Here is a 24,576-nt window from a genome sequence, read left to right on the forward strand (position 1 = left end):
TGGGTTCTATAACCTTTTGTTATCACAATTGTACGCCTGACAAGGAATATCATACAACCATGTCAAATATACTGCTGAATTAAGAATGATATAGGAACTAATCTAAGTCAAGTCAGGAGGAAGCTTCATGTCAATGTCTGAGTACTACCGGGAGCTGCGCGGGAAGGCCGGCAACGGGCTGTTAATGATGCCGTCCGTAGCGGCTGTAGTGAGGGATGAACAGGATCGGATTCTGCTGATCCGCAAAAAGGATGAGACGTTATGGGGCCTGCCAGCCGGAGCGATTGAACCTGGAGAGACCCCGTCCAGAGCGCTGCGCAGAGAGGTATTCGAAGAGACCGGCTTGATGGTTACGCCTGAACAGATTATCGGCGTATTCGGCGGCGAGAAATACAGATACGAGTATAGTAATGGAGATCAGGTGGAGTACACGGCTATTGTATTTGAATGCGTTATTGTTAAAGGCCAGCTCAGAAGCATGGACGGGGAAGCGGAAGAGCTAAAGTTCTTCAAGGAAGACGAGCTGCCCGGGCTAACCATTCCGTATCCCCCGAAGCTGTTCGTACGGGATGCAGCTGCGCCCGGGAAAGTTATATTTGATTGAAGGTTGTATTTGATTGATGAAGGAGTAGTTTCGATTGCGGATTTTGAATTTACAATCCAGAATGATCTACTGCGGTGCAGTACTGCTAGCCGTCGTGCTAGGTCTTGCGACCAGGGCATACGGGAACTCGCTGCCGCACTTTGTCAGCGAACACTTTGGGGATGCGATCTGGGCAGGGATGATCTACCTTGCCTCCCGGGTGCTGCTGATCTGGCATCCGCTATGGATGTCGCTTGTCCTTAGCCTGTGCTTCAGCTTCGGAATTGAGTTCAGCCAGCTCTATCAGGCAGAGTGGATTCTGCATGTGCGTGCTACAACCCTTGGCAGCTTGATTCTCGGCCACGGCTTTCTCTGGATTGATCTGGTCCGGTATACAGCCGGAATTCTGTTCTGCTGGACGGTTGACCAAATCTTACAAAATTGATTCTGGATTCTATAGGAAGAAGAATATATATTAAGTGAGGCGATCCGGTCTGTAATAATCTGGAACAAGAATGCCGGTCATCTGCCGAATGCTGCCTGATTTGGAGATGAGTAACCGTAAATGACGAACAGCTTATTAGTGGTATGTCTGTTGACTCTGATTATTCATACGGCGGAGACCTTGTCGTATTCGGTGCGTTTTGCCGGAGTGAAGCTGAACAAGATCGCCATCGCCTTATCCCTGACCGGAATTATCGTGCTGGTCTCCAGAACCGCAAATATGGTACAAGGCCCCTTAACGGCGAAGTTCGTAGATTATGCCAAAGCTGACGGCAGCTTCCCGCTGCTCAACTATCTGCGGATTATTATGCTGGCATCTTCACTGGGGACATTGATCGCCATCGCCTTGTTTCCGACCTTCGTAGGACTGTTCGCAAGAGTGATTTCCAAGCTGGAGATCGAAGGCTCCATCCCCAAGCTGCTGACGAGTGTAACAGTCAGCCAACTTAAGAATACGCGCAAATATATCCGCAGACCGAAGGTCAGGCTAAGCAGCTTCCGCTATCTTGGAATTCCCAAGCGCTTCATTGTGATGAATGTCTTCGTGACGGCCTTCTACACGGTAGGCGTGTTATCCTCGATGTATGCGGCCAAGCTGTTGCCGGCGTTCAGCACCACTGCTTCCCAGGCATCGGGCCTGATTAACGGTATAGCAACGATACTGCTGACTGTGTTCATTGATCCGCAGCTGGGAATTATCACCCATAAGGCAACCGAGAATGCGGAATACCGTGACCAGCTCGGGAAGATCTATGTACTCCTGATGGGCTCGCGCTTCTTGGGATCTCTGCTGGGCCAAGCCTTGCTGGTACCGGGAGCTTTCATCATCACCTGGCTGGTGAAGCTACTCTGACCTTCATGAATATGCTGCTTCGGCTACTTCGGCAGCTTCAGCTCTGCGGCACGGAGCGCCGTGCTGATCTGTTGTTCCCAGCCGTACAACTGTCCGGCCATAGCACGGATCTCCTTCATCCGGTTATAAGACTGCTTCATTGCAGCCGCAGCCTGGGTGGCATCCCCCGCCTGGACAGCGGCTTTGTAGCGCTTGTCGGCCTCGGTTCTCTCTGATTGTGCGGCTGAGAATAGCTTGTTCTGGGCGGCTATCTGCTTCTTGAGCAGAGTGATCGGGGCAAGGGCATCCTTAGCCGGTTTGTTCTTCGCAGCAGTTAACGCTTTGGCTTCTGCCAAGGCTGAGGTGGCCTTCTTCACTTCAGCCCGTGCTGCGGTAGCAGCAGCCTTCAGCTTATTGCGCTTTAGCTCAAGCACAGTGACACTCTTCAGATTGCTTGCCTTGCGGGCAGCGGTAATCTGTTTGCTGAGAGCAGTATACTGGTCCAGGAGCGGAGCATGCTTCTTCTGCACCGCTTCCGAGGCAGATTTAAGCTTGGCAAGCTGGGCAGCATTAGTGGCTTGAAGCTGCTTGTTCACTGCGGCAAGTGAAGCGTTATTCTGCTTGCGTAATTCCTGATTCCGCTGGAGGTCAGACTTCAGCGATGCCTGTAGACCCGTATATTCTGTGTACAGATTATGAATCTCGTCCAGCGCAGCATCCCAACCGGAATCTGCAGAGACACCGGACAAGGGATATACCCACAGTGACAGGATGATCACCAGCACAGCCATCCTTCGTACAGCTCTCCCCGTGAAAGGTGTAACAACTCCCATACCTCTCCAATTCGTCAAGCCCGTGAATCTAAACATTGCATTCAGCTCCTCTGATTGTTCATTTGGCAATAGACACAAAGAAGCACCTCCAAGAAAGGCATGAACTGCCTGTCCTGCGAGGTGCTTCTCCCGCTTAACGTGTGCTATTGTGCATTTACTATAACCCCGTGAACCTGCGGGAGTCAAGTGTTTTTAAGAACGCCAGTTCGTGAAATGGGAATTTTATCTTCTTTTTGTATATGACTCTGCCGGAAAATCTAGTAGAATGTATTTGTAGTTTACAATATTATATAAAGTTCGACATCTTGGTACTCACAGGAATGGGAGATGCATTATGCAGCTTAGACATGTGAAAATAAAAGGAACAGGCAAATATTTGCCGGAGCGTGTAGTCAGTGATGCAGAGCTTGATAAAATCCTTGGCACAACACCGGGCTGGGTGAACAAAATCACCGGCGTAGGCACCCGCCATTATGCCAGCACCGATGAAACCGCCTCCTACATGGGCGCAAGAGCCGCTGAAGCAGCCCTCGCTGATGCAGGCATCAGCTTCAGTGAAGTCGATTGTCTGGTGTGTACAAGCGGAACCAAGGAGCAGCCGCTGCCGAGTACCGCCGTGTTCATTCAGCAGGCCATGGGTCAGGCGGATTCTGGTGTGCCGGCTTTTGATATTGATGCGACTTGTCTCAGCTTTCTTGTAGGGCTTGATGTGATGTCCTACATGGTGGAAGCGGGCAGATATAAAAATGTGCTGCTTGTGGCCACTGAGATTGCCTCGGTGGGGCTGAACTGGCAGGATAAGGAGAGCTCAGCCTTGTTCGGTGATGGAGCGGCAGCGGTGGTGATCGGGCCTGCGGAGACCGATGATTCCTCGCGGATACTTCATGCTTCGCTCAAAACCTATAGCAGCGGTGCGCGTTATTCGGAGATTGCCGGGGGCGGGACCAGACTGCATCCCCAGAATTATACAGCCGAGGATGCGCTGCCTTATCTGTTCCATATGGATGGACAGGCTATATTCCGCAAAGCGTCCAAGCTGCTTCCGGATTTCATTGCTGATATGCTGAGTGCCACAGGCAATAAGATGGACGACTTCACGCTGGTTATTCCCCATCAGGGCAGTGCAATGGCGATGCGTCTCCTGCGTAAAAAGCTGGGGATTGCCGAGGACCGCTTCCTCGACAACACTGCAGGCCATGGCAATACGATTGCCGCGTCCATCCCGATGGGGCTGCATGAAGCGATCCGTCAGGGCCGGATATCGCGCGGAGACCGGATCATGCTGATCGGTACAGCGGCAGGGCTGTCTCTGGGAGGCATGATTATTGATTACTGAGGCCCGGCGTATTCTGATTACCGGCGGACGCGCCCCGGTAGCACTGGAGCTGGCAAGGCTGTTCAAGGCTGCGGGCCACCGGGTATACGTGGCGGAAAGTGCTGAGTATCATCTGTGCCGGGTATCCTCTGCCGTTGAGGCTAACTTCCGGGTGCCTGCCCCAAGGCACCACCCGCAGGCTTATGTCCAGCGGCTGGCTGCGTTAACGGAAGAATTGGGCATCCACTGCCTGATTCCGACCTGTGAGGAGATATTCTATGTCTCTGCCGGTCTTGAGCATCTGACGGGGTGCCGCGTGCTTACGCCAGAACGAAGTATTCTGGCCGGGCTGCACCATAAAGGGGAGTTCATGGTCCTGCTCCGTTCGCTCGGATTCAAGGTCCCGGACACGGTGCTGATCAGCAGTACAGAAGAATGGCGGAGAGCTGTCAAGCAGGCAGCTGACAAGGGGGAGCAGCGGGTCTACAAGCCTGCATATTCCCGTTTTGCCTCTAAAGTCATTCTCCCGGATAAAAGATCCGCTTCAACCATCCCGCATAGTCGCGTTACGAAGGAAGTAGAGCCTCCAGCCGGACTATCGGCCGGGGCTCCCTGGGTATCCCAGGAGTACATTCAAGGCAGAGCTGTTTGTACGTACAGTATTATTCACGAAGGCACAGTTGTGGCGCATGCCGCTTATGACAGCAGGTACAGGACGGGGCGCAGCGGGGCCAGCGTGTATTTTGAATCCCTGGAGCATCCTGCGGCTCTGGAATGGGTACAGCGGTTCGCCGCAGCAACCGGCTTCAGCGGCCAGATCGGATTCGATTTTATCGAACCGGAGAATGGGACGCTGTATCCGATTGAATGCAATCCGCGCGCAACAAGCGGTATTCATCTGTTCTCGTCGGAGGACGGACTGACGGAGGCTCTGCTGAATCCCGGCCTGCTCGTGCAGAGCGGAACAATTATTGTTCCGCGTTCAGCCCGCACGGCCATGCTGACGCTGCCCATGCTGGGCTGCGGGCTGAAGCCGGGAACCGGGGGCCTCCGCAGCTGGCGGCAAGCGCTGCTTGGAGCAGCAGATGTGGTCTACCGCAAGGATGACCGCCGCCCTGCCCGCGAGCAGTTCCGCATAGTATACGCCGCCTGGAAGACATCCAGGCGGCACCGCATCTCGATTACAGAGGCATTAACTGAAGATATAGAATGGAATGGTGAGGCATGACCAAAGCGCTCGTAACAGGTGCAACCGGATTTCTTGGACGGCATACTGCCCGGAGGCTGGCCCGGATGGGCTGGGAGGTCTACGCGCAGGGACGCAACCCGGAGCAGGGAAAGCAGCTGGAGCAGGAAGGTGCAGTGTTCCTGTCCGGGGATCTGCGTGATCCGGAGACTGCCAATAGCTTTTGCCGGGGAATGGATGTGGTGTTCCATTGTGCAGCCTTGTCGTCACCCTGGGGGAAATACAAGGAGTTCTATACATGCAATGTGGAGGCTACAAGCCATATCGTAGAAGGGTGCAAAAGGCATGGCGTAGGAAGACTGGTTCATATCTCCACGCCCAGTGTGTATTCCAGCCAGCGGCCCCGCTTCGGCATCCGGGAGAGTGATCCGCTTCCCGGGCGGCCGGCCAATGCTTATGCCGCAACAAAGCTGATCGCCGAGCAGGTAGTCCGGCAGGCAGCGAGAGAAGGGCTTACCGCCTTCATGCTCCGGCCCAGAGCCATATTCGGCCCGATGGACAACGCTTTGTTCCCCCGGCTGCTGGCAGCGAATGAGAGCAAGGGGGTGCCGCTGATGAATGGCGGACAGGCCAAGCTTGATCTCACCTGCGTAGAGAATGTAGTCGATGCCATGCTGCTCTGCTGTGAAGCCCCGCTCTCTGCTTCCGGCAGCGTCTACAATATTACTAATGGTGAGCCGCTAAGGTTCGAAGAGCTGGTCACCCGGCTATTCTCACTGCTCGGGCTTCCGCTGCACACCCGGCGATTGCCCTACCCGGTAGCTTATACTGCAGCGGCCTTAATGGAGGGGATCTACAAGGTGCTGCCTATCCCGGGTGAGCCGCTGCTGACCCGTTATTCTGCAGCCGCACTCGGCATCTCCCAGACACTGGATATTACACTGGCCCGCGAGCAGCTGGGTTATCAACCGCGTATAACAACAGACGAGGGACTTCGTGCCTTTGCAGAATGGTGGAGGGAACAGCAATGATTACAGAAATTCCAGTTGAATTATCTATACTGTCTGCGGGCTATTGCCTGCATCCCGAGCGGCTGACGCTGCGTGGAGGTACACTGAAGCCGGTTGCCTTCCCGGCAGGTTATGCGCTGATCCGGCATCCGGAATACGGACCTATCCTGTTCGATACGGGCTACAGTGCGCGTTTCTTCCAGGAGACAGCAAGTCTGCCAGCCTCTCTATACCGCAAGATCACTCCGGTTGTCTATAGAGAGGAAGAGAGTGCAGTGCGGCGGCTGCAGGCAGGGGGGATCTCGCCGGAGGAGGTGCGGTATGTGGTGCTGTCGCATTTTCATGCTGATCATATCGGCGGGGTACGGGATTTCCCGCAGGCGCAGTATATTTATTTGCAGAAATCTTACGAGGCCGTTAGCGGGCTGGGTCCGGTGCGGGCGACGAAGGCGGGATTCCTGCCAGGGCTGCTGCCGGAGGATTTCAGACTCCGCTCCATCCCTGTGGATGAAGCCTCAGCGAAGCGTGCGCTGCCGCAAGGCCTTCCGTTCTCGGAAGCCTATGATCTGCTTGGAGACGGCAGCCTGCTGGCGGTGGAGCTGTCAGGCCATGCCGCCGGGATGATCGGCGTATTCGTCTCCACCGGCAAGCATGATTATCTGCTCTGCGCAGATACGGTCTGGTCGAGCCGGGCGTTCCGGGAGAACCGTAAGCCGCACCTGGCAGCAGGCTTAATCATGTCCAGCCGCACAGAATACCACCGCAATTTCGAGCGGCTGCGTCAGCTGCATGAACAATTTCCCAAGCTTCGGATTGTACCCAGCCATTGCCGCGAGGCGCTTGCGCACTGGGGAACGGGAAGTGTGACATGAAGCGGATCAGGCAGGTGCTCACCCATTATATTCTCACCAAGTGGGGCAGGCGCTGGAAGAACCGGGCAGCACTCGAGCAGTGGCAGGAGAAGCGTATCCGGCTTCATGTAGATAAGGTGAGGCAGCGCTCGAAGTTCTATAGGGAGCTGTGGGCAGGCATTCCGTCCAAGGATTGGCGGAGTTTCCCGGTGATCGGGAAGCCGGAGATGATGGGCAATTTCGATCAGCTCAATACAGCGGGCATTACGAAGGAGCAGGCTTTTGCAGAAGCCTATGAAGCGGAGAACAGCAGGAACTTCAAGCCTATGCTGCAAGGCGTCACCGTCGGGTTATCCTCAGGAACCTCCGGCAACCGGGGGATTTTTCTCGTTGGAGAAGAAGAGCAGGCTGCCTGGACTGGTACGGTGCTGGCGAAGCTTTTGCCGGGTGGACTGTGGAAGCGGGCGAGAATTGCATTTTTTCTGCGGGCGAATAGTAATTTGTATGAATCTGTGAAGCAGGGACGGCTGCAGTTCCGGTATTTCGATCTGCTGGAGCCGCTTCCCCAGCTCTTGACCCGTATGAAGGAGTACCAGCCGGATATCTGGATTGCACCGCCGTCCATGCTGCGTCTGCTGGCTGAGGCACAGCAATCAGGCGATATGAATCTGCATCCCCGCCGGATCATTGCGGTTGCGGAAGTGCTGGACCCGCTCGACCGGCAGCAGATTGAGCAGACTTTCAGGCAGAAGGTGCATCAGGCTTATCAGTGTACGGAAGGCTTCCTCGGTGCGACCTGCAGTCACGGGACGCTGCATCTCAATGAAGATATTGTACATATCGAAAAAGAAATGCTGGATGAAAAATCACGCCGGTTCGTGCCCATCGTGACCGATTTCTCCAGAAGTGTGCAGCCCATCGTCCGCTACCGGCTGAATGATATTCTGACCGAAGCGGCAGAGCCGTGTCCCTGCGGTTCGCTGTTCACGGCCATTGAGCAGATCGAAGGACGCTGCGATGATATTCTGTATCTGCCCCATGCGGCAGACAGCACGCACGTTACGGTATTCCCTGATTTCGTTACCCGGGCTGTGCTGACGGCTTCCGCAGATATTGAGCATTACAGGGTTATCCAGCACAGCCTGACTGAGCTGGAGATCTCCTATCGTACACGGAGCGGCACCGATCAAGGCACGGAGCAGCAGATTACAGCAGAACTGATGCGCTTGTTCGCCAGGCTGTCTTGTAACACTCCGCACCTGACTTTTACCGCTTACAGCTTCGTGCCCGGAACTGTGAAGCTGCGCCGTGTGGAGAGGGGCTGGAAGCCGTGAAGAAGCGGGTAACGCAGTATGACCGCGATTCTGTTGCGGGGCTGGACTGGCCGGATACGGAATATGGGCGGTATGCCCGGGAGTATCTTACACCGCTGCTGGAGCGGGGAGCGCAACCTTTTATCGATAATGTGAGTACAACTGTTAAGGTGCTGACCATCGATGGGCTGCCCGTTCCGATAACCGTCAACGAAGCAGACTATGACAATTCCTATGTATGCTCACCCTATACCCATTATGTCAGCTATGCGCGTGAGGAGTTAGCCTTGCTTAATAACCGGATGCTTGAGGGACTCCTGTCGCTAATGCTCTCAGGAATGGGCTGGATGCTGCGACAAGCACGGTTCAACCGGGTGGTTCAGGTGAATAACTGGCTGCTGTCCACCAATCTGTATCCCGACTTAAGTGCGGAACAGCTGACGGCGATATTCGATTACCTCCGGCAGACTTATCCGGGTTATACCTTAATGTATCGTTCGCTTAGCCGGGAGACATCGGGAGAACTCGTTGCCAGACTGCAGGGGTATGGCTGCAAGCTGGTTCCAAGCCGGCAGATCTACCTCCTGCACCCGAATACCTCCGGCTCGAAGGCCAGATGGCTGGTCAAACGCGACAGGAATCTGCTGGCAAAGCACGGCTATACTGAGGTTGGCCCGGAGGAGATCACGCAGGAAGACATTCCCCGGATCGTGGAGCTGTACAGACTGCTGTATATCGATAAATATTCAGCTTATAATCCGCAGTTCACCGAAGCCTATATTGCTCTTGCGTTGGAACGGAGAACCTTGCAGATCTACGGGCTGCGCAAGGAGGGAAGACTGGATGCGGTGCTTGGCTTCTATGAGCGGGAAGGCGCGATGACGGCGCCATTATTCGGTTATGACACAAGTCTGCCTCAGTCCTTAGGACTCTACCGTATGCTGTCCGCCGTACTGATCGGGCTTGCAGGCAGCAGGGAACTATTACTGCACGAGAGCTCCGGCGTCGGCCAGTTCAAGCGCAACCGGGGAGCGGGTGGAGCCACTGAATATTCAGCGGTGTATGACCGGGGGACCTCTCTGCTGAACCGCTGCGGCTGGTCCATCCTGGAGCTGCTGCTCCGGCGGATCGGTATGCCGCTTATTCAGAAGCTGAAGCTGTAGGCCGGACAATGAATGTGAGACAGGAGGCAGAGGATGAATTTAGCTAACCGTATTACCTTGTTCAGGATATTGCTGATTCCGCTGTTCATTGCGCTTTTTCCCATTTACCCGGAAGCATGGGTCAACCAATTCCCAATTCTGAAATATTTAGAGGTACATGGTGTTTTTTATGCAGCCCTAGTTTTTATTGTGGCTTCTATAACAGATAAGCTGGACGGGTATGTAGCACGAAAATATAACCAGACTACCAATTTAGGAAAACTGCTTGATCCGTTGGCAGATAAGCTGCTTGTTGCCGCCGCGCTGATTCTAATGGTGAGTCTGCACATGATCCCATCTTGGATTGCTTTTTTAATATTGGCGAGGGAAGTTATAATGATGGGTGTCCGTATCGCCGCTTCAGCGCAGAAGGTAGCTTTGGCAGCTGATAAATACGGCAAATGGAAAATGGTGCTGCAAGTTGCTGCTATCTCGGCAATTCTTTTGAATAATGCGCCCTTCAGCCTGTTCACTTCTTTCCCTGTTGACCTAACCCTGATGTATGGTGCGTTAGTCCTTACTGTATACTCGGGTTACAACTACATTAAGAACAATTATCAGCTGCTGCAATTGGAAGCTCATACATCACATCAATAATAAAAGGAGGTGCCCAATGAACACTAATTTAGGCCAGCCCCATGGGCATGAGCCGGTTGCGCTGATTACCGGGACCTCCAGCGGATTCGGGCTGCTCACCGCAATCACGCTGGCCCGCGGAGGGTACCGGGTCATTGCCACCATGCGTGATTTTGGCCGCAGCAAGGAGCTGGTTCAGCAGGCTGAGCAAGCGGGGGTGCGGGAGCGTATTCATCTGCTGGCACTGGATGTGACGGACGAAGTCTCGATTGCGTCTGCCGTTCAGGCTAGTCTTGAGCTCGCCGGCAGAATTGATGTGCTGGTGAACAACGCTGGCTTCGCCGTAGGCGGATTCGTGGAAGAGGTCAGCATGGAGGCATGGCGAGGGCAGATGGAGACTAACTTTTTCGGACTGGTTGCCGTAACGAAGGCGGTGCTTCCTCACATGCGGGTCCAGCGCAGCGGCCTGATTATTAATGTGAGCAGTGTCAGCGGCTTGAGCGGATTCCCGGGCTATGGTCCGTATGCCGCCTCCAAGTTTGCGGTGGAGGGGTTCAGCGAGAGTCTGCGTCAGGAGATGCTCTCTTTTGGCGTCCGCGTTGTACTGGTTGAACCGGGCTCCTTCCGTACCCCTATCTGGGACAAAGGGATTACGGGAATGCACACAAACGAAGGCTCCCCCTATCACACCAGGCTTGAGGAGGTACTGCGATACTCCCGGCGGGCATCCGAGACGGCTCCCGATCCACAGGAGGTGGCTGACCTGATTGGACGGATCACTGCCAAACGTGCGCCGAAGCTGCGGTATCCTGTAGGTAGAGGCTCGCGGATGCTGATGATCGGCAAGGCCCTGCTTCCCTGGAAGGTGCTCGAGGGCATCATCTCGAGGTCACTTCGGGCGATGAAATGATAGCATGACAGAATAGAATTGGGGGGGATGCTTTTGCCGGGAACGGTTGGATTACATATATGCTTTGATGAGCAAGGCCGGGAGATTGAGGTGCTGGATGTGACCCGGGTCGATAAGGATATTTACCGGATTGAGGAGACGCCGATTTTTAACCCGGGGATTGCGCTTGGCGACATTATCCGAGTGAGTGAGCGTGAGGGGATCGCGTATTACATCGAAACAGTGAAGAAGTCCGGGCTTGTCCGGTATGCCTGGCTGCTCAGCAAAGAGGCGGCGGCTTCCGGCGAGATCCGCAGCTTTACGGAGCGGGTTACAGAGCATGGGGGCAGGTGGGAGCAGATCTTCGGCGGACTGCTGGTGATTTATCTGCCGAAGCACTCTCTAGTAGACGCGGAGCTGGAAATGTCGCGGATTATTGAGCATTTTGAAGGCTAATTATATGAATCTGAGGTGAAGGAAGTTGAAAAAATTCTTGAAGCAGTGGGTGCCGAGTATTGCCATTGGCATTATTCTATCCTTATTTATTCGTACCTACGTAGCAGAAGCTATGCGTGTGCCTACCGGCTCGATGATTCCGACTATAGCGATTAACGACCGGCTTGTGGTGGACAAAATGCTCTGGAATACCTCGCTGAAGCATGGCGATATCGTGGTGTTCCATCCGCCGGTCGCCGAAGATGCGCATAAAAGATATGTAAAACGGCTGATTGGACTGCCGGGTGATGTGATTGAGATCAAGGAAGGCAAGCTGTACCGCAACCATGAGGCTATTGCCGAGCCGTATCTCCAGGAAGCGATGACCTATACCTTCGGGCCGGTCACCGTTCCCGCAGACCATTATTTTTTCCTGGGCGACAACCGTAACGTCAGCTATGACGCTCACTTATGGGAGACACCGTTCGTAGACAAGGATGCGCTGATCGGCAAAGTACTGTTCGATGTGAACCAGTTGTTCTAAATCGGGTAGTCGACCACCACAACGTTCTCGAGGATTCCCTCCAGCATGGACACGAACTTCTGATGGGCCGGATGCGGCCCATACTCACGCAGGGCTTCCTGATTCTGAAAGGTCACGCGGAGACCCAGCGTATAGCCGTGGACATTCTCCTGCTCCTCGGTTACATTAATGCCTGCTGTAAGGTCGATGATGCCGGGGATTTGTTTTTTCAGCGCCAGCAGTGCTTGTAACAGGGCTTGCTCCTGGCTTGGTTCGAATTGCTCATTGAAGCGGAAGACGACGAGATGCTCATACATAATGGATGGATCCCCCTTGGACAAAGTGTTGGACTGCATTAGTGATTATACTACAAATTGGACGGATGGAGGTTGAACAAGTTGACCAAAGATTCCCTAGCCATAACCGACCGAATCAAAGCGCCTAATCCTGTTAAAACCTTGATAGGACTGCTGATTCCCATAATTATTCTGACACTGCCCCCTAACTTCGACCCGGAGAGACATTTCTATTTATACTACATCATGCTGGTATGGATTGGACTCAGCATCGCGGCCTGCATCTTCATTCTTATCAACGCGCTGCGGAAGGAAGGGCAGCTTCAGTGGGGGACGGATTCGCTTATTATTCGCAAAGAGCGCATCTCCGCGTGAGGGATTAAGGTCATTTACATAGATGGTCCGCTAGTAGGAATATTGCCTGCAGGCAAACGGATTGTCCCGGTTAATCTCTGCTTCAGGTTCACAGAAGACACGGCAGCGGTGAGGAAGAGACTAATGTACTGGGCAGAAGAGAACGAAATTAGGCTAAAATACAAGAGATTTGTCAAATGGCTCTGAACAGAATATGGAAAGGCGTCTAAAGACAGGGATTCTATAGAACTAGATTGCTTGGAGTTTGTGACTTTCACCGGATTGTTACTTTACCGTCTGTTGACTATGATCAAGTGGAGCATAATGGAATATTCTTATAATACAAAAGGGGTGCTGGTACTTGAAAGTACATGTCACGGATCTGAAGCACGGTGATTGTCTAATGGCAGACACTTTCAATGGTGTAGGTCTGCATGTTCTCCCCAAGGGGACGCGTGTGGAGCGGGAAGAGATTAGTATCCTGATTCGGCACAAAATTGATTATGTCGATATCGAGCCGCGCAGCGGGCTGCATACGGATTCCGAACCTGCGCCCAGCCACGGGCTGCACGATGATTTTGATCTCGCTATTTTGAATTATGAAGCGATTTTTCTGGAAGCCTTGACGAAGGGCAGCTTCTCGCAGCCGGCAGTCGATGATACACTGAAGCCGCTATTGGAGACCTTGGAAGGGCAAAAGGATGTTGTCTCCCTGCTGCTCCTGCTGGACCGGGATGACATCGATACATATCACCACTCATTACAGGTGGGCTTATTATCCTATTACATTGCAGCGTGGATGGGTTACTCCAAGGAGGAGCGCTACCTGATCAGCCGTGCGGGCTATCTGCATGATATCGGCAAAAGCCAGGTGCCCCTGTCGATCCTGAACAAGCAGGGTCTGCTGACGGATTCCGAGAAGGATGAGCTGGCACGCCACACCTTCTATGGCTATGATCTGATCCGCGGCTCCAAAATGGACGAGGTTACCGCGCTGGTAGCCCTTCAGCATCATGAGTATGAGGATGGCTCAGGCTATCCGAAGCAGCTGCTCAAAAAAGAGATTCATCCGTACGCCCAGATTGTTTCGGTAGCCAACATCTATATGTCGCTCACCACTTCTACTGCGAACCGTCCCAAGCAGGGGCTGGTCACGGTGCTGCGCAAGGTGCATGAGATGGGCTTCGGCAAGCTGAACGAGACGGTGGTGCAGGCATTGACCGGACATTTACTGCCGAGCTTCGTGGGCAAGAATGTACAGCTTAGCAACGGCGAAGTGGGCATGATCGTCATGAATAACCCGCTGGACCTCTTTAAGCCGCTCGTAAAAGTGGGCGAGGGCTTCCGGGATTTGTCGCGTGAACGCAGCTTGTCCATTGATGAAGTAGTTAACTGAATAACTGGATGAAGAGGCACTGTCCGCAGCGTCCCCATCTAATGAATGGCCAGACTGTCCTTTTGGACGGTTTGGCTTTTTTTCGTGTGCAGAAAGAAGAAAGGAGGTTGCGCGCAGGAGTCCCTGTGACCGGAGGAAGGTTTGTGTTCAAGTCATAGATTGGCTATGATTAATGAGAGATGGAAGAGTTGCATAGAGATTCTAGTCATTCTGTGCAGCAGCATAAAGGAGAAATGAAGATGCATACCGACAACCAGTTAGAGAAATTGAAGCAGCTCAAATATGAGCTTACCCGCTTTATGATGATTTACAAGTTCGCTCTTGCCGAGATGGAGACCAAGATTGATATCCTCAAAGAGGAATTCCAGCTGCTTCACGACTATAGCCCGATTGAGCACACCAAGTCCCGGATCAAGTCCCCGGAGAGCATTATGAAGAAAATGCTGCGCAAGAACAGTGAGCTGTCCCTCGCACAGATCAGATCCAGTATCAAGGACATCGCCGGGCTGCGTATCACCTGTTCGTTCATTTCAGATATTTATCAGGTCAGCGCCATGCTCCAAAACCAGGACGATCTCAAGGTGCTTGAGGTGAAGGATTATATTAAAAACCCGAAGCCGAACGGTTATCAGAGTCTGCATCTGCTTATCGAGGTTCCCGTATTCATGTCGGACTGTCAGGAGCATGTTTGTGTTGAGGTACAGATCCGCACGATTGCTATGGATTTCTGGGCCAGCCTGGAGCATAAAATTTTCTATAAATACAGCCAGGCGGTTCCCGAGCATCTGACCCGTGAACTTAAGAATGCGGCTGACAAGGCGTACGAACTCGATCTGCAGATGGAGCGGCTGCACCGTGAAATTAAGGAAATCAAGGATTCGCAGGAGGACGAAGATCCATTCTCCGAGTTGCGGGATATGATTCTTAATAATCAGCAGTTCAGTCTGCCGGATAACTTTGTTAAGCTGTTGAAGGAATAGATGATGGTTTGACAGAAGGACATATACATACAGGAGTTAACAAGGGAGCGACTACAGGATGAGTGAAAAGCGTCTTCGTACCATTGCAGTGAACCAGGCAGGTTATTCAAGCGGAGGAGATAAGCTGGCTCTGTTCTCCTGGGACACCCCACGTTACCATATAATTGACATAGCAAGCGGAAATGTGGTATTCACCGGACAGACCGGGGCTTATATTGAGGATAAGCCCAGCGGCTGCCGTGTGCGCAGCGGAGATTTCTCGGCGCTTACCTCACCCGGGGAGTACCGGATCGAGGGGGCGGAGGGGGAGCAATCCGCTGCATTTTTTATTGCAGAGAAGCCGTATCAGAAACTGCAGCGGGGATTGCTGAAAGCCTTCTATTACTACCGCTGCGGCGTGGAGCTTGACGGAGAGTATGCGGGAGCCTGGGGGCATAAGGCCTGCCATCTGGCAGAAGGTACGGTCATCGGCCAGCCCGGGCTGAGACAAGGCAGCAGCGGAGGGTGGCACGATGCGGGAGACTACGGAAAATACTCCGGGCCTGGAGCGAAGGCCGTAGCGGATCTTCTTCTGGCCTGGGAGCTGTATCCTGCGGCGTTTGCCGGTGTACATACACTACCCGAGAGTGACGGCAGCCTGCCGGATGTCCTGCTGGAATGCACCGTGGAGCTGGACTGGCTATTCAAAATGCAGGAGTCCGGCAGCGGCGGAGTCTACCACAAGCTGACCACAGCGCATTTCCCCGGACTTGATGTGATGCCGGAGGAGGATACTGGGGAGCTGTATTTCTCGCCGGTCTCTGCAGCTGCTACCGGGGACTTCGCCGGTGTGATGGCTATGGCGGCACGGATCTACAAGCCGTTCGATGAGGCATATGCGGCGTGGTGTCTGGAAGCCGCGCGGGCTGCCTGGAGCTGGCTGACTGCGCATCCGCATGTGCCGGGCTTCACCAATCCGCGAGGGATTACCACAGGGGAATATGGCGATAAGGTAGACAGTGACGAGCGCTTTTGGGCAGCGGCGGAGCTATTCCGCACGACAGGAGATGAACAATTCCACAGTGCTGCTCTTGAGCTTGCCAAGCTGCCGTTCCCCAAATACAGCTTCGGCTGGGGGGATATGGGCGGCTATGGCACACTGGCTTACCTGCTCATAGGGGAAGCAGGCACGCTGCCATCCTTGTATGCGGAGCTAAGGGAGGGCTTGCTGGCAGAAGCAGACCGCCTGCTGCGGCAGAGCCGTCATGACGGCTACAGAATCTCGCTGCTGGAGCAGGATTATATCTGGGGCAGCAATATGCTGGTCATGAACCATGCCATGCTGCTGCTAGCAGCGGAACATTTCAGCGGGGAACAGGAATATGCTGCTTGTGCTCTGGATCATCTGCATTACCTGCTGGGCCGCAATGTGCTGGGAATCAGCTATGTGAGCGGGTTCGGCGAACATGCGGTCATGCATCCCCATCACCGCCCTTCTGTGGGCGATCATGTGCTTGAGCCGGTTCCGGGCCTGGTGGTTGGCGGCCCGGACCGGGGACTGCATGATGAATATGTGAAGAAGCATTTGCGGCGCAAACCCGCAGCCCAGTGTTACGCGGATCACGAGGACAGTTATTCCACGAACGAGGTAACGATCTACTGGAATTCACCGGCATTGTTCGTGACGGCGAGATTCAATTGCTAATCAGATAAGGAGACGGGCCATGCAGTCATTCAAAGTGATTAGTCTGGATATGTTCCAGACCCTGGTGAATATTGAGAGCAGGCGGGCAGAGGTCTGGAGGCCGATTCTCCAGCAGAAGTTCAGTGAAGCAAGGGCACTGCAGCTCGGCAAGCAATTGTTGAGCCGTTATTATGCTGCAGCCTGCGAAGCCCGGGAGGCGGGTACTTTTATCAGCAGCAGAGAGATCTATTACAGAGGGTTTCAGAGCGTATTCCAGGAGTCCGGCTTGGATTACGATTGTGAGCAGGCAGTGGATAACCTCTTTGCTCAGCACCGGCTGTCTGAAATGTACGCTGACACCGAGGCCTTCTTACAGCGCATATGCCGGAATTATCAGGTATGTATTGTAAGTGATACAGATGATCTTATGCTTCCTGAGTTCTACCGGAATTATCCCATCTTGCTGTTCACTTCGGAGACGTATCATTCGTATAAAAATGACACGCATAACCGTATGTTTACTGAGGTGATAGCCCATTATGGGGTGGAGCCGGAGCAAATTATCCACATTGGAGACTCTGCGTCAGATATTCTCGGAGCAGCCAGAGCCGGAATCAAATCCTGTTGGCTCAACCGGAACGGTCAGCCCTGGGAGCTTGAAGTCAAGCCGGATGTTACAGCGGGAACACTGGAAGAGGCCTATGAGCTGATATCCAGCGAACAATAACAAAGGAGCTGTGAGCGAAATGAACGACGATGTGGAAGAGCAGGAGCTGGAATTGTTAAAATATCCGATTGGGAGATTCGCCGCTAAGGGGAACCGGACAGCAGAAGTGCGGGCAGCATCGGTTGCGGTCTTTAAGCAGTTGGCAGAGGAGCTGCGGGCAGCAGTAGAGCCGCTAACGGCGGAACAGCAGCATACCCCTTACCGGCCGGGCGGTTGGACTGTGATTCAGGTCGTACATCATCTAGCCGACACCGGCATGTACGCGTACCTCCGTTTCAAGCGGGGGCTGACGGAGGAAGCACCGCTGGTTCCAAGCTACAGACAGGATCTGTGGGCGGAACTGGGCGATTCGTCCAACGAACCGGTGGAATCCTCACTTCAGCTCATCGGACTGCTTAACCGGAGATTCGCGACCTTGCTGGACTCCTTGCAGCCTGAGGATTATGACCGGACCTTCGTAAGCGGCGGTCTTGGTGAAATGACACTGGACACCGCAGTGGAAAGGTACATCTGGCACAGCCGCCATCACATTGCGCAGATTACAGCATTAATCCAGCGAAGCTGCTGGTGAATGATAACTTTGTTTTACCATGGACAGACGGAGAGGGTGTGTACCCGCCGTCTTTTTATTTTGTCTGGGATTGGAAAAGAGTGTGGAGGTCCGGCGAGTATACGAGGAGTCTGGAATGTATGTGGAAAACCACATACATTGGGGCAGATACGGGGCCTCCGGGCAAAATGTATGCGGAAAACAGCATACAATAGCATAGGCGGCTGCGGGGCACGTGAGACGTTATTCCTTTTATGGTTGCAGCTCCATCCAGCGACTGCCCATCCGCACAATCTATTGTAGAATGAACCTGTCACCTGGGCGTGGGCGGATACATATCTTATAACCAGAACGATAAAAACGGCCCCGAGGAAAGGACGGATATGTGTGACCTCTTATATGGACTATACGTCGCCGAATACACAGTTTACGTTTGATATGAATTGCAGCACCTTATTCAAGAAGGATGATTGCAATTATATCAACGTACTGGGCATCAAAAATCTGAACACCCTGGAGAATACCTCGCTGCTCGATATCTTTCTCAGCAGATCCAATGTAGTCGAGCCGCATTATCATCAAAATGCCGCTGAGCTGGTGTATTGCATCTCAGGCGCGGCTGTGGTGTCGCTGATCAACCCGTTTACGAATGAGCTGCTGCATTTTCCGATCACCCCGGGCCAGGTTGCCAATGTACCGCAGGGCTGGTGGCATTATGAAGTGGCCACGATGGATTGCACCCATCTGCTGGCGATCTTCGATGCTCCAACACCGGAAGTCATCCTCGGCTCGGATATTCTGAGTCTAACTCCGGCCAATGTGCTGGCACATACCTACTGCCTCAATGAAGCGCTGGTTAAGGAAGCACTCGCTCCGGTGAAGCCTCAGACCCTCATTGGTCCGCCTGCAGACTGCTGCCCCCCTGCGAAGGCTGCGGCCGAGAATATGAAGGGAACCTACCCAGCTCCTGCCAATATGGCGCCGATGATGGCTAATGCGAACATGCCGCCTTACATGCATCAGCAGCAGGCTCCGCAATCCTTCGGATACCAGCCGATGGCCGTACACGGTTATTATGCTCAGCCGTATGCCCAGCCCTACCGCCAGCAGCAATACGTCCCGGCTCCTCCGCAAGCTGTACATGAGGCGGGAACCGAATAACAGAAATCCACACAGCACAAACGGCAGCGTATTCTGTGAATGCAGAATGACGCCGCCGTTTTTTTTTGCAAATATAAGAAATTATATGTTTCACATGATAACTTATCCTTCTATTTCTCGCTGAAACGGGTGCCGTCCCTGAAAGGACGGCAAAGGCGTTTCTACTTGGATCCAAGAAGAGATAGCTTGTCTTCAATGATTCTTATCTGGAACCTGGAAAGAATGCAGATAATTCTGAATATCCTCCTGCGGGGTCTCGAGCAGACCTGCCAGCATGCGCTGAATAGCATACAGGGAGGCAACTTTTTCGTCGATTTCGGTGATTTTGTCACGGACGAGTTCCTTTAAGGTATCTTCATCCATCTTTGAGCCGAGCAGGGCGAGTGCCGCCTGGATTTCTTTCAGTGAGTAGCCCAGGGACTGGGCATCCTTGATGAACTTCAGCTTCACCAGATAATCGGCAGAGTAGATCCGGTATCCCTTTGCGGTCCGCTCCGGGGGAGGCAGGATGCCGCTGTCTTCATAGTAACGGATGGCTGCCGCACTCAGCCCTGCCTGCCGCGCCAGTTCCCCACGAGTCATACCTTCCATCTGGCATTCCCTCCTGTATTCTATATCTATCTACATCTATTGTCTCTTGTGCGTGTAGGCTGGGTCAAATATCACTTCCGGATATTCAGCCGAAGGACCGTTCAATAGAGCCTGCGGCTCGCCTTTCAGATATTGATCGAAGAATGACCGTACATAAGATCTGGTAATATCTACAGTATGCACCGGATCGAGACCATTTGCGAATAAGGAAGGCGACAACAATGCAATCTCGGTGAAGCTCTGATGGATGAAATGATCGACGGTCAGATAATAGGTATCCCCGGAGCTGCGGGTCATCACAGACTCCAGATCGGGAGCGAACTCCTCATAAAAGACCTTATCCTTCTTCGTTGCAGCCGGATCAAGACTCTGAGCGGTACCGCCTGTCATCATATACATAAACGGCTGCTTAAGCCCGGCATGCGCAACCTTCCCCCAGAAGCCGCCTTCCAGACTGATACCTGCCTTGAACCGCTTATCCTGGGCAAGTGACTCAGCAGTGGTTGCCCCGCCATAGGAATGACCGAAGATCCCAGTGCGGCTGAGATCCAGCTTACCCTGGAATAGTCCGTTCGGGTCCTGATTGTTCCATTCCGTCAATGTATCCAGCACAAAGCTGGCATCTGCTGCACGGATTGCGATCCCGTTCACATTGTGATTGTAGAGCTCAGCAGAAGTATCGAATTCGGGATCAGGCACGTAGTAGACTGAATCTCCGTCAGGGTAAGTGACTTTGGCTGAGGTATAAGGATGGTCCATCCCCACTACGATATACCCTTGGCTGACCAACTCTTCAATCACTGACATACTTTGAAACCGGGTGGAGCGGATTCCCGGCGAGAACAGCAGTACCGGATAGCTGGCTTCTTCAGCAGACAGCTGTACTCCATCGACGACATGAGTAGGGATAGCGGTGACATGACTGAACAACAGCTTCGGCAATCCGAATACAAGGCTCACCGCTTCTCCTAAGGCGGAAGGATAATGGCCTTTTGGCTTACCCTCAGCGAGTTCCGGAGCGACCGGGTACCAGACATTGATCATCAGCTTCCGCTTGTCGCCTTCCTGTGGGCTTAGTGTCTCGTCACGGTTCTCATCCGTCAGCTCTCTTGCTATCGTTCCGATGGCATAGTGTCCTGTTGGTTCGGGTAACGTGAACATGGGCAGCAGCCGGCTCGCATATACGGATACACCTGCCAGAAGGAGGATAACGATCAGCAGCAGGCTTTTCCATAGCTTCGTAGATCTCTTCGGCCGGTCCCGTGAGTCTTGCTTCAAGAGCCTGAAGCTCAGTATGATCAGTAGCCCTAGTGCTGCGGCGTAGGCCGGAGCCATCTGGATACGGTAATTCTCTATCACTCCATGCAGTCCCAAGGGTGTTATGACAGCCAGCAGCATCCCGGTATCCAGCCGCCGGCCCTTCTTCATAAATAAAATCCCCGCTGTGGCAGCCAGAATCACAACAATAATTACAATCTCTAATCCTCTCATTTGCAGTACCTCCACCTATAATTGTCTGATACAGGGATAGCATAAAGGTTGAAGTATACTTCAAGGTCAAGGCTTAATTAGCCGGTATAAGTGACAGACAACGGGAAGCCCTGAGATGGAAAGCAACAAAGACGGCAGAATGTTCTGTGAATTCAGAACATTCTGCCGTCTTTGTTATAATATAAAGCTAGGATAAGCGGACCAACACGCGCCCCCGGGTGCCCGACTGGAGAATATCCTGAAGCGCCGCAGGCAGCTCAGTCAGAGAAATCTCACGGTCCACCAGCGTATCCAGCACCGCAGGCTTCATGTCGCCTGCCATACGCTGCCAGAGCTTGGCCCGTATCTCCATAGGGCAAGCTACGGAATCGATGCCGAGCAGACTGACTCCGCGCAGGATAAACGGCAGGACGGTGGTTGGGACAGCCGTGCCTGCGGTTAAGCCGCTTGCGGCAACTGCGCCGCCGTAGGCGATTTTGCTCAGGACAGCAGCAAGCGGGGCGCCCCCCACTGAATCTACTGCGGCCTGCCAAAGCTGCTTGTCCAGCGGCTTCACCGCAGTGCCTGCGACCTCTTCGCGGGAGATCACCTCTGCAGCACCCAGCGCCTGCAGATATCCGGCTTCATCCGTTCTGCCGGTACTGGCGGTAACCTGGTAGCCTAGCTTCGCCAGTATGGCGGTTGCCGCACCTCCGACACCGCCGGTGGCACCAGTGACGAGTACTTTTCCCTGATCGGGAGTCATGCCTTGTGCTTCCAGCGCCTGCACAGACAGCGCCGCTGTGAATCCGGCTGTGCCATAGATCATAGCTTCCCGCAGGGTTAAGCCCTCCGGCAGGTCCACTACCCAGTCTGCAGGAATGCGGGCGTACTCGCTGAAGCCTCCGAAGTGGGAGACTCCGATCCCATAGCTGGTGGCAATGACCGACTGGCCTTCGCGGAAGCGGCTGTCCTTCGATGAGACTACCGTCCCTGACAGGTCAATCCCCGGAATGAACGGATAATTTCGTACAATATTCCCATTCGGGATGCTTGCCAGCCCGTCTTTATAGTTTACACTGGAATAATCTACCTTTATTAACACTTCACCGGCGGGCAGTTCTTCCAGGGATACCGGTCTGACCTCTACGGAGAATGGTTCTGTCTTGTCCACTACCAATGCTTGAAAAGGGTTCGTCATATCTTCTCTCTCCTAATCCTTGCTGTGTTTGTTCGAAAATAAGAATTCATAGTCTTCGCGCCATTACTATTGTGCCCTGTCAATCTTGGAAACACAATGATATCCTACACTAAATGGTTACTAAGGAGAGTCCATATGAGAGTGAAAATACGTAAAACCGTGCTTACCACAGCAATCTGCCTCGTTCTGGGCGGGGGAGCGCTATACGGGTTCGCAGCATCTGATTCCGCCCCGGCGGCACACCACCGGCTGCGTCTAAGTGAGGACGAGCCTGCGCGGTATTTGCAAGGGTTGGAGTCTGTGACTCAAGATCAGCTGGAGCTGACGCTTGGCGATCAGAGCCGTCCGGGCAATTATATCAGTATCCCTAATCATACAGAGCTGCTATGGAGGAAGCCAGTGCCTACACCGGCAGGTGAAGGGGAGCTAATCAAGTTCATACAGGAGGGAAGCGCGGTCTATCCTGCTCCTGAAGTTACTTATTATTGGCTGTGTTATCAGCGTCCCGGCAAGAGTGACAGCGATAATACGGTAACCTACTATATAGAAGCGAAAGTATTGGGGCAAGACGAAGAAGCTGCGGAAGCAGAGTTGCTAAAGCTGGCTGAGGAATGGGAAATTCCCGGTTAACCCGGAATAAATTATGAACATCGTGTGAACTGTAGTATATTGAGGATAGAATTCATCCGTCTGATGAGGGAGGCATACTCTATGTCCATTGCAACAACGATGATTATCCGGCTTGAAATCCGTAAGGCAGAAGCTACTTTTGGTGATGTGGCGTCCAGGCTGGCAGCGGCTGGCGGTGATATTGTAGCGATTGACGTGATCCGTGGCGGCAAGGATGTGACGACCCGTGACCTGACTGTCAATGTGCAGGATGCGGCGAATGAAGAGATTATAAGCGTGCTGAAGAATATGGCCGGGATCAAAGTCATCAATGTCTCCGACCGTACCTTCCTGGCCCATCTGGGCGGCAAAATCGAGGTCACCCCAAAGATGCCGATCAAGAACCGCGAGGATCTGTCGCTGGTGTATACCCCCGGTGTGGCCCGTGTCTGTACGGCAATTGCCGAAGATCCGTCCAAGGCATATTCCCTGACGATGAAAAGAAATACGGTAGCTGTCGTCACCGACGGTACCGCTGTGCTCGGCCTTGGCGATATCGGGCCGGAGGCGGCGATGCCGGTGATGGAAGGCAAGGCCATGCTGTTCAAGCAGCTGGCGGATATTGACGCGTTCCCGCTGTGTCTGGATACCAAAGTTCCGGAAGAAATCATTCAGATCGTGAAAGCGGTTGCTCCCGGCTTCGGTGGCATCAATCTGGAGGATATCAGCTCTCCGCGCTGCTTCGAGATTGAACGGCGGCTGTCGGCGGAGCTGGATATTCCGGTCTTTCACGATGACCAGCATGGAACGGCAGTAGTTGCTCTGGCTGGTCTGCTGAATGCGCTCCAAGTCGTAGACAAGACTATCGAGGATTCCAGAATCGTAGTCGTCGGCATCGGAGCGGCAGGGGTGTCGATCTGCCGTCTGCTGCTGGCTGCGGGTGCGAAGCAGATCTACGCGGTAGACCGGGCAGGGATACTGCACCGGAATGAAGCCTACTCGAACCCTGAGTGGAGCTGGCTGGCCGAAGCTACCAACCCTGAGAATCTGAGCGGAGGACTCGACGAAGCCATGCGCGGAGCGGATATATTCATCGGGGTCTCCGGGCCAGGCATTCTCAAGGTGGAGCATCTGAAGACGATGGCCCCGGACAGTATCGTGTTCGCCATGGCTAATCCGACCCCGGAGATTGAACCGGATCTGGCGGAGCCTTACGTCCGGGTGCTGGCAACCGGCAGAAGCGATTACCCTAACCAGATTAATAACGTGCTGTGTTTTCCGGGGATTTTCCGCGGGGCGCTGGACTGCCGGGCCAAGACGGTGAATCTGGAGATGAAGCTGGCAGCGGCGCAGGCCATTGCAGCTGTGGTCCACCCGGATGAGCGGAATGAGCAATATATTATTCCGAGCATTTTTAACGAGAAGGTCGTGGAGCAGGTACGTCTGGCTGTCATCCGGGCAGCTATCGCCACCGGCATCGCCCGGCGCATCCCGCCGGATGTGAGCTGAGGAGCGCGCTGAGCATC

27 protein-coding genes are annotated in these 24,576 nt (G+C 53.6%); 22 read left to right on the top strand and 5 right to left on the bottom strand.

The genetic code is table 11. From position 1 onward, the window contains the following. The first annotated feature begins 127 nt into the window (after positions 1–127). From NST43_RS10970 to NST43_RS10980, 3 genes are all read left to right on the top strand, one after another. Positions 128–604 (top strand): NUDIX domain-containing protein, encoded by a 477-nt coding sequence (locus NST43_RS10970; protein WP_339224395.1) that lies wholly within the window; start codon positions 128–130, stop codon positions 602–604. Positions 605–647: 43 nt separating this feature from the next. Then, positions 648–1,028 carry a DUF2809 domain-containing protein gene (locus NST43_RS10975; RefSeq protein WP_339224397.1) on the top strand — a complete coding sequence of 127 codons (381 nt, stop codon included), beginning with the start codon at positions 648–650 and terminating at the stop codon, positions 1,026–1,028. 120 nt (positions 1,029–1,148) lie between these two features. Next, positions 1,149–1,940 carry a DUF2837 family protein gene (locus NST43_RS10980; protein ID WP_209992290.1) on the top strand — a complete coding sequence of 264 codons (792 nt, stop codon included), beginning with the start codon at positions 1,149–1,151 and terminating at the stop codon, positions 1,938–1,940. 23 nt (positions 1,941–1,963) lie between these two features. On the opposite strand, the gene NST43_RS10985 is transcribed toward NST43_RS10980, so the two are convergent. Further along, positions 1,964–2,710, bottom strand: coding sequence for a hypothetical protein (locus NST43_RS10985; RefSeq protein ID WP_339224399.1), 747 nt, complete (start codon positions 2,708–2,710; stop codon positions 1,964–1,966). Between the two features lie 376 nt (positions 2,711–3,086). On the opposite strand from NST43_RS10985, the gene NST43_RS10990 reads away from it, so the two are divergent. Genes NST43_RS10990 through lepB form a run of 10 tightly spaced genes read left to right on the top strand, consistent with a single transcriptional unit; the run spans position 3,087 to position 12,073 of the window. Further along, the gene (locus NST43_RS10990) at positions 3,087–4,088 is read left to right on the top strand and encodes a beta-ketoacyl-ACP synthase III (RefSeq protein ID WP_339224400.1); all 1,002 of its coding nucleotides are present in this window, start codon (positions 3,087–3,089) and stop codon (positions 4,086–4,088) included. Continuing rightward, entirely contained in the window at positions 4,078–5,295 is a 1,218-nt protein-coding gene (locus tag NST43_RS10995) for an ATP-grasp domain-containing protein (protein WP_339224401.1), read from the top strand. Before NST43_RS10990 ends, NST43_RS10995 begins: the two co-directional genes overlap by 11 nt. Then, positions 5,292–6,284 (top strand): SDR family NAD(P)-dependent oxidoreductase, encoded by a 993-nt coding sequence (locus tag NST43_RS11000; RefSeq protein WP_339224403.1) that lies wholly within the window; start codon positions 5,292–5,294, stop codon positions 6,282–6,284. Before NST43_RS10995 ends, NST43_RS11000 begins: the two co-directional genes overlap by 4 nt. Continuing rightward, positions 6,281–7,135: an MBL fold metallo-hydrolase gene (locus tag NST43_RS11005; protein WP_339224404.1), complete on the top strand. Its 855-nt coding sequence runs from the start codon at positions 6,281–6,283 to the stop codon at positions 7,133–7,135. The genes NST43_RS11000 and NST43_RS11005 overlap by 4 nt, the downstream gene beginning before the upstream one ends. Continuing rightward, positions 7,132–8,448, top strand: coding sequence for a F390 synthetase-related protein (locus tag NST43_RS11010; RefSeq protein ID WP_339224405.1), 1,317 nt, complete (start codon positions 7,132–7,134; stop codon positions 8,446–8,448). The genes NST43_RS11005 and NST43_RS11010 overlap by 4 nt, the downstream gene beginning before the upstream one ends. Next, on the top strand, positions 8,445–9,590 hold the full coding sequence (locus tag NST43_RS11015; RefSeq protein ID WP_339224406.1) for a GNAT family N-acetyltransferase: 1,146 nt from the start codon (positions 8,445–8,447) through the stop codon (positions 9,588–9,590). The genes NST43_RS11010 and NST43_RS11015 overlap by 4 nt, the downstream gene beginning before the upstream one ends. 33 nt (positions 9,591–9,623) lie before the next feature. Then, positions 9,624–10,226, top strand: coding sequence for a CDP-diacylglycerol--glycerol-3-phosphate 3-phosphatidyltransferase (gene pgsA, locus NST43_RS11020; protein ID WP_339224408.1), 603 nt, complete (start codon positions 9,624–9,626; stop codon positions 10,224–10,226). A 16-nt stretch (positions 10,227–10,242) separates the two neighbouring features. Further along, complete coding sequence (locus NST43_RS11025; protein WP_339224409.1) at positions 10,243–11,115, top strand: SDR family oxidoreductase; 873 nt, start codon at positions 10,243–10,245, stop codon at positions 11,113–11,115. 33 nt (positions 11,116–11,148) lie between these two features. Beyond that, positions 11,149–11,550, top strand: a complete 402-nt coding sequence (locus NST43_RS11030) for a DUF4265 domain-containing protein (protein WP_076074015.1) — start codon at positions 11,149–11,151, stop codon at positions 11,548–11,550. A 25-nt stretch (positions 11,551–11,575) separates the two neighbouring features. Beyond that, a complete protein-coding gene (lepB, locus tag NST43_RS11035) occupies positions 11,576–12,073 on the top strand; it encodes a signal peptidase I (protein WP_076074017.1) in 498 nt (165 codons plus the stop codon). Here lepB and NST43_RS11040 read toward each other — a convergent pair. Next, positions 12,070–12,369 (bottom strand): Dabb family protein, encoded by a 300-nt coding sequence (locus tag NST43_RS11040; RefSeq protein WP_339224411.1) that lies wholly within the window; start codon positions 12,367–12,369, stop codon positions 12,070–12,072. The two genes, lepB and NST43_RS11040, sit on opposite strands and share 4 nt — an antisense overlap. An 81-nt stretch (positions 12,370–12,450) precedes the next feature. On the opposite strand from NST43_RS11040, the gene NST43_RS11045 reads away from it, so the two are divergent. The 7 genes from NST43_RS11045 to NST43_RS11075 all read left to right on the top strand — a co-directional run bounded on the left by NST43_RS11045 (position 12,451) and on the right by NST43_RS11075 (position 19,179). Continuing rightward, complete coding sequence (locus NST43_RS11045; protein ID WP_339224413.1) at positions 12,451–12,723, top strand: hypothetical protein; 273 nt, start codon at positions 12,451–12,453, stop codon at positions 12,721–12,723. 340 nt (positions 12,724–13,063) lie between these two features. Then, entirely contained in the window at positions 13,064–14,098 is a 1,035-nt protein-coding gene (locus tag NST43_RS11050; protein WP_339224415.1) for an HD domain-containing phosphohydrolase, read from the top strand. A 239-nt stretch (positions 14,099–14,337) separates the two neighbouring features. Beyond that, on the top strand, positions 14,338–15,078 hold the full coding sequence (locus NST43_RS11055) for a GTP pyrophosphokinase family protein (protein ID WP_339224417.1): 741 nt from the start codon (positions 14,338–14,340) through the stop codon (positions 15,076–15,078). 58 nt (positions 15,079–15,136) lie between these two features. Continuing rightward, positions 15,137–16,762, top strand: coding sequence for a glycoside hydrolase family 9 protein (locus NST43_RS11060; RefSeq protein WP_339224419.1), 1,626 nt, complete (start codon positions 15,137–15,139; stop codon positions 16,760–16,762). 19 nt (positions 16,763–16,781) lie between these two features. Next, on the top strand, positions 16,782–17,468 hold the full coding sequence (locus tag NST43_RS11065) for an HAD family hydrolase (protein WP_339224420.1): 687 nt from the start codon (positions 16,782–16,784) through the stop codon (positions 17,466–17,468). Between the two features lie 19 nt (positions 17,469–17,487). Continuing rightward, positions 17,488–18,039, top strand: a complete 552-nt coding sequence (locus tag NST43_RS11070) for a YfiT family bacillithiol transferase (protein ID WP_339224421.1) — start codon at positions 17,488–17,490, stop codon at positions 18,037–18,039. Between the two features lie 366 nt (positions 18,040–18,405). Then, on the top strand, positions 18,406–19,179 hold the full coding sequence (locus tag NST43_RS11075) for a cupin domain-containing protein (protein WP_339224423.1): 774 nt from the start codon (positions 18,406–18,408) through the stop codon (positions 19,177–19,179). Positions 19,180–19,371: 192 nt separating this feature from the next. Here the strand turns inward: NST43_RS11075 and NST43_RS11080 are convergent, their stop codons facing one another. The 3 genes from NST43_RS11080 to NST43_RS11090 form a co-directional block, all read right to left on the bottom strand. Next, the gene (locus NST43_RS11080) at positions 19,372–19,770 is read right to left on the bottom strand and encodes a MerR family transcriptional regulator (RefSeq protein ID WP_339224425.1); all 399 of its coding nucleotides are present in this window, start codon (positions 19,768–19,770) and stop codon (positions 19,372–19,374) included. A 36-nt stretch (positions 19,771–19,806) separates the two neighbouring features. Beyond that, positions 19,807–21,261: a lipase gene (locus NST43_RS11085; RefSeq protein ID WP_339224426.1), complete on the bottom strand. Its 1,455-nt coding sequence runs from the start codon at positions 21,259–21,261 to the stop codon at positions 19,807–19,809. Between the two features lie 187 nt (positions 21,262–21,448). Further along, the gene (locus NST43_RS11090; protein ID WP_339224428.1) at positions 21,449–22,441 is read right to left on the bottom strand and encodes an acryloyl-CoA reductase; all 993 of its coding nucleotides are present in this window, start codon (positions 22,439–22,441) and stop codon (positions 21,449–21,451) included. Positions 22,442–22,576: 135 nt separating this feature from the next. On the opposite strand from NST43_RS11090, the gene NST43_RS11095 reads away from it, so the two are divergent. Beyond that, on the top strand, positions 22,577–23,071 hold the full coding sequence (locus NST43_RS11095; protein WP_339224430.1) for a hypothetical protein: 495 nt from the start codon (positions 22,577–22,579) through the stop codon (positions 23,069–23,071). Positions 23,072–23,152: 81 nt separating this feature from the next. Then, positions 23,153–24,559, top strand: coding sequence for an NAD-dependent malic enzyme (locus tag NST43_RS11100; protein ID WP_209992268.1), 1,407 nt, complete (start codon positions 23,153–23,155; stop codon positions 24,557–24,559). Positions 24,560–24,576 lie beyond the last annotated feature (17 nt).

Origin of the sequence: Paenibacillus sp. FSL H8-0332 (genome assembly GCF_037963835.1) — a bacterium.
Classification (GTDB): Bacteria; Bacillota; Bacilli; order Paenibacillales; family Paenibacillaceae; genus Paenibacillus_AQ; species Paenibacillus_AQ rhizoplanae.

Excerpts from the sequence above, each read along its gene's own strand:
- NST43_RS10970 (WP_339224395.1), top strand. The coding sequence starts at position 128 with ATGTCAATGTCTGAGTACTACCGGGAGCTGCGCGGGAAGGCCGGCAAC.
- NST43_RS10980 (WP_209992290.1), top strand. The coding sequence starts at position 1,149 with ATGACGAACAGCTTATTAGTGGTATGTCTGTTGACTCTGATTATTCAT.
- NST43_RS10985 (WP_339224399.1), bottom strand. The coding sequence starts at position 2,710 with ATGGCTGTGCTGGTGATCATCCTGTCACTGTGGGTATATCCCTTGTCC.
- NST43_RS10990 (WP_339224400.1), top strand. The coding sequence starts at position 3,087 with ATGCAGCTTAGACATGTGAAAATAAAAGGAACAGGCAAATATTTGCCG.
- NST43_RS11000 (WP_339224403.1), top strand. The coding sequence starts at position 5,292 with ATGACCAAAGCGCTCGTAACAGGTGCAACCGGATTTCTTGGACGGCAT.
- NST43_RS11005 (WP_339224404.1), top strand. The coding sequence starts at position 6,281 with ATGATTACAGAAATTCCAGTTGAATTATCTATACTGTCTGCGGGCTAT.
- NST43_RS11010 (WP_339224405.1), top strand. The coding sequence starts at position 7,132 with ATGAAGCGGATCAGGCAGGTGCTCACCCATTATATTCTCACCAAGTGG.
- pgsA (WP_339224408.1), top strand. The coding sequence starts at position 9,624 with ATGAATTTAGCTAACCGTATTACCTTGTTCAGGATATTGCTGATTCCG.
- NST43_RS11025 (WP_339224409.1), top strand. The coding sequence starts at position 10,243 with ATGAACACTAATTTAGGCCAGCCCCATGGGCATGAGCCGGTTGCGCTG.
- NST43_RS11040 (WP_339224411.1), bottom strand. The coding sequence starts at position 12,369 with ATGTATGAGCATCTCGTCGTCTTCCGCTTCAATGAGCAATTCGAACCA.
- NST43_RS11055 (WP_339224417.1), top strand. The coding sequence starts at position 14,338 with ATGCATACCGACAACCAGTTAGAGAAATTGAAGCAGCTCAAATATGAG.
- NST43_RS11060 (WP_339224419.1), top strand. The coding sequence starts at position 15,137 with ATGAGTGAAAAGCGTCTTCGTACCATTGCAGTGAACCAGGCAGGTTAT.
- NST43_RS11065 (WP_339224420.1), top strand. The coding sequence starts at position 16,782 with ATGCAGTCATTCAAAGTGATTAGTCTGGATATGTTCCAGACCCTGGTG.
- NST43_RS11070 (WP_339224421.1), top strand. The coding sequence starts at position 17,488 with ATGAACGACGATGTGGAAGAGCAGGAGCTGGAATTGTTAAAATATCCG.
- NST43_RS11080 (WP_339224425.1), bottom strand. The coding sequence starts at position 19,770 with ATGGAAGGTATGACTCGTGGGGAACTGGCGCGGCAGGCAGGGCTGAGT.
- NST43_RS11085 (WP_339224426.1), bottom strand. The coding sequence starts at position 21,261 with ATGAGAGGATTAGAGATTGTAATTATTGTTGTGATTCTGGCTGCCACA.
- NST43_RS11090 (WP_339224428.1), bottom strand. The coding sequence starts at position 22,441 with ATGACGAACCCTTTTCAAGCATTGGTAGTGGACAAGACAGAACCATTC.
- NST43_RS11095 (WP_339224430.1), top strand. The coding sequence starts at position 22,577 with ATGAGAGTGAAAATACGTAAAACCGTGCTTACCACAGCAATCTGCCTC.
- NST43_RS11100 (WP_209992268.1), top strand. The coding sequence starts at position 23,153 with ATGTCCATTGCAACAACGATGATTATCCGGCTTGAAATCCGTAAGGCA.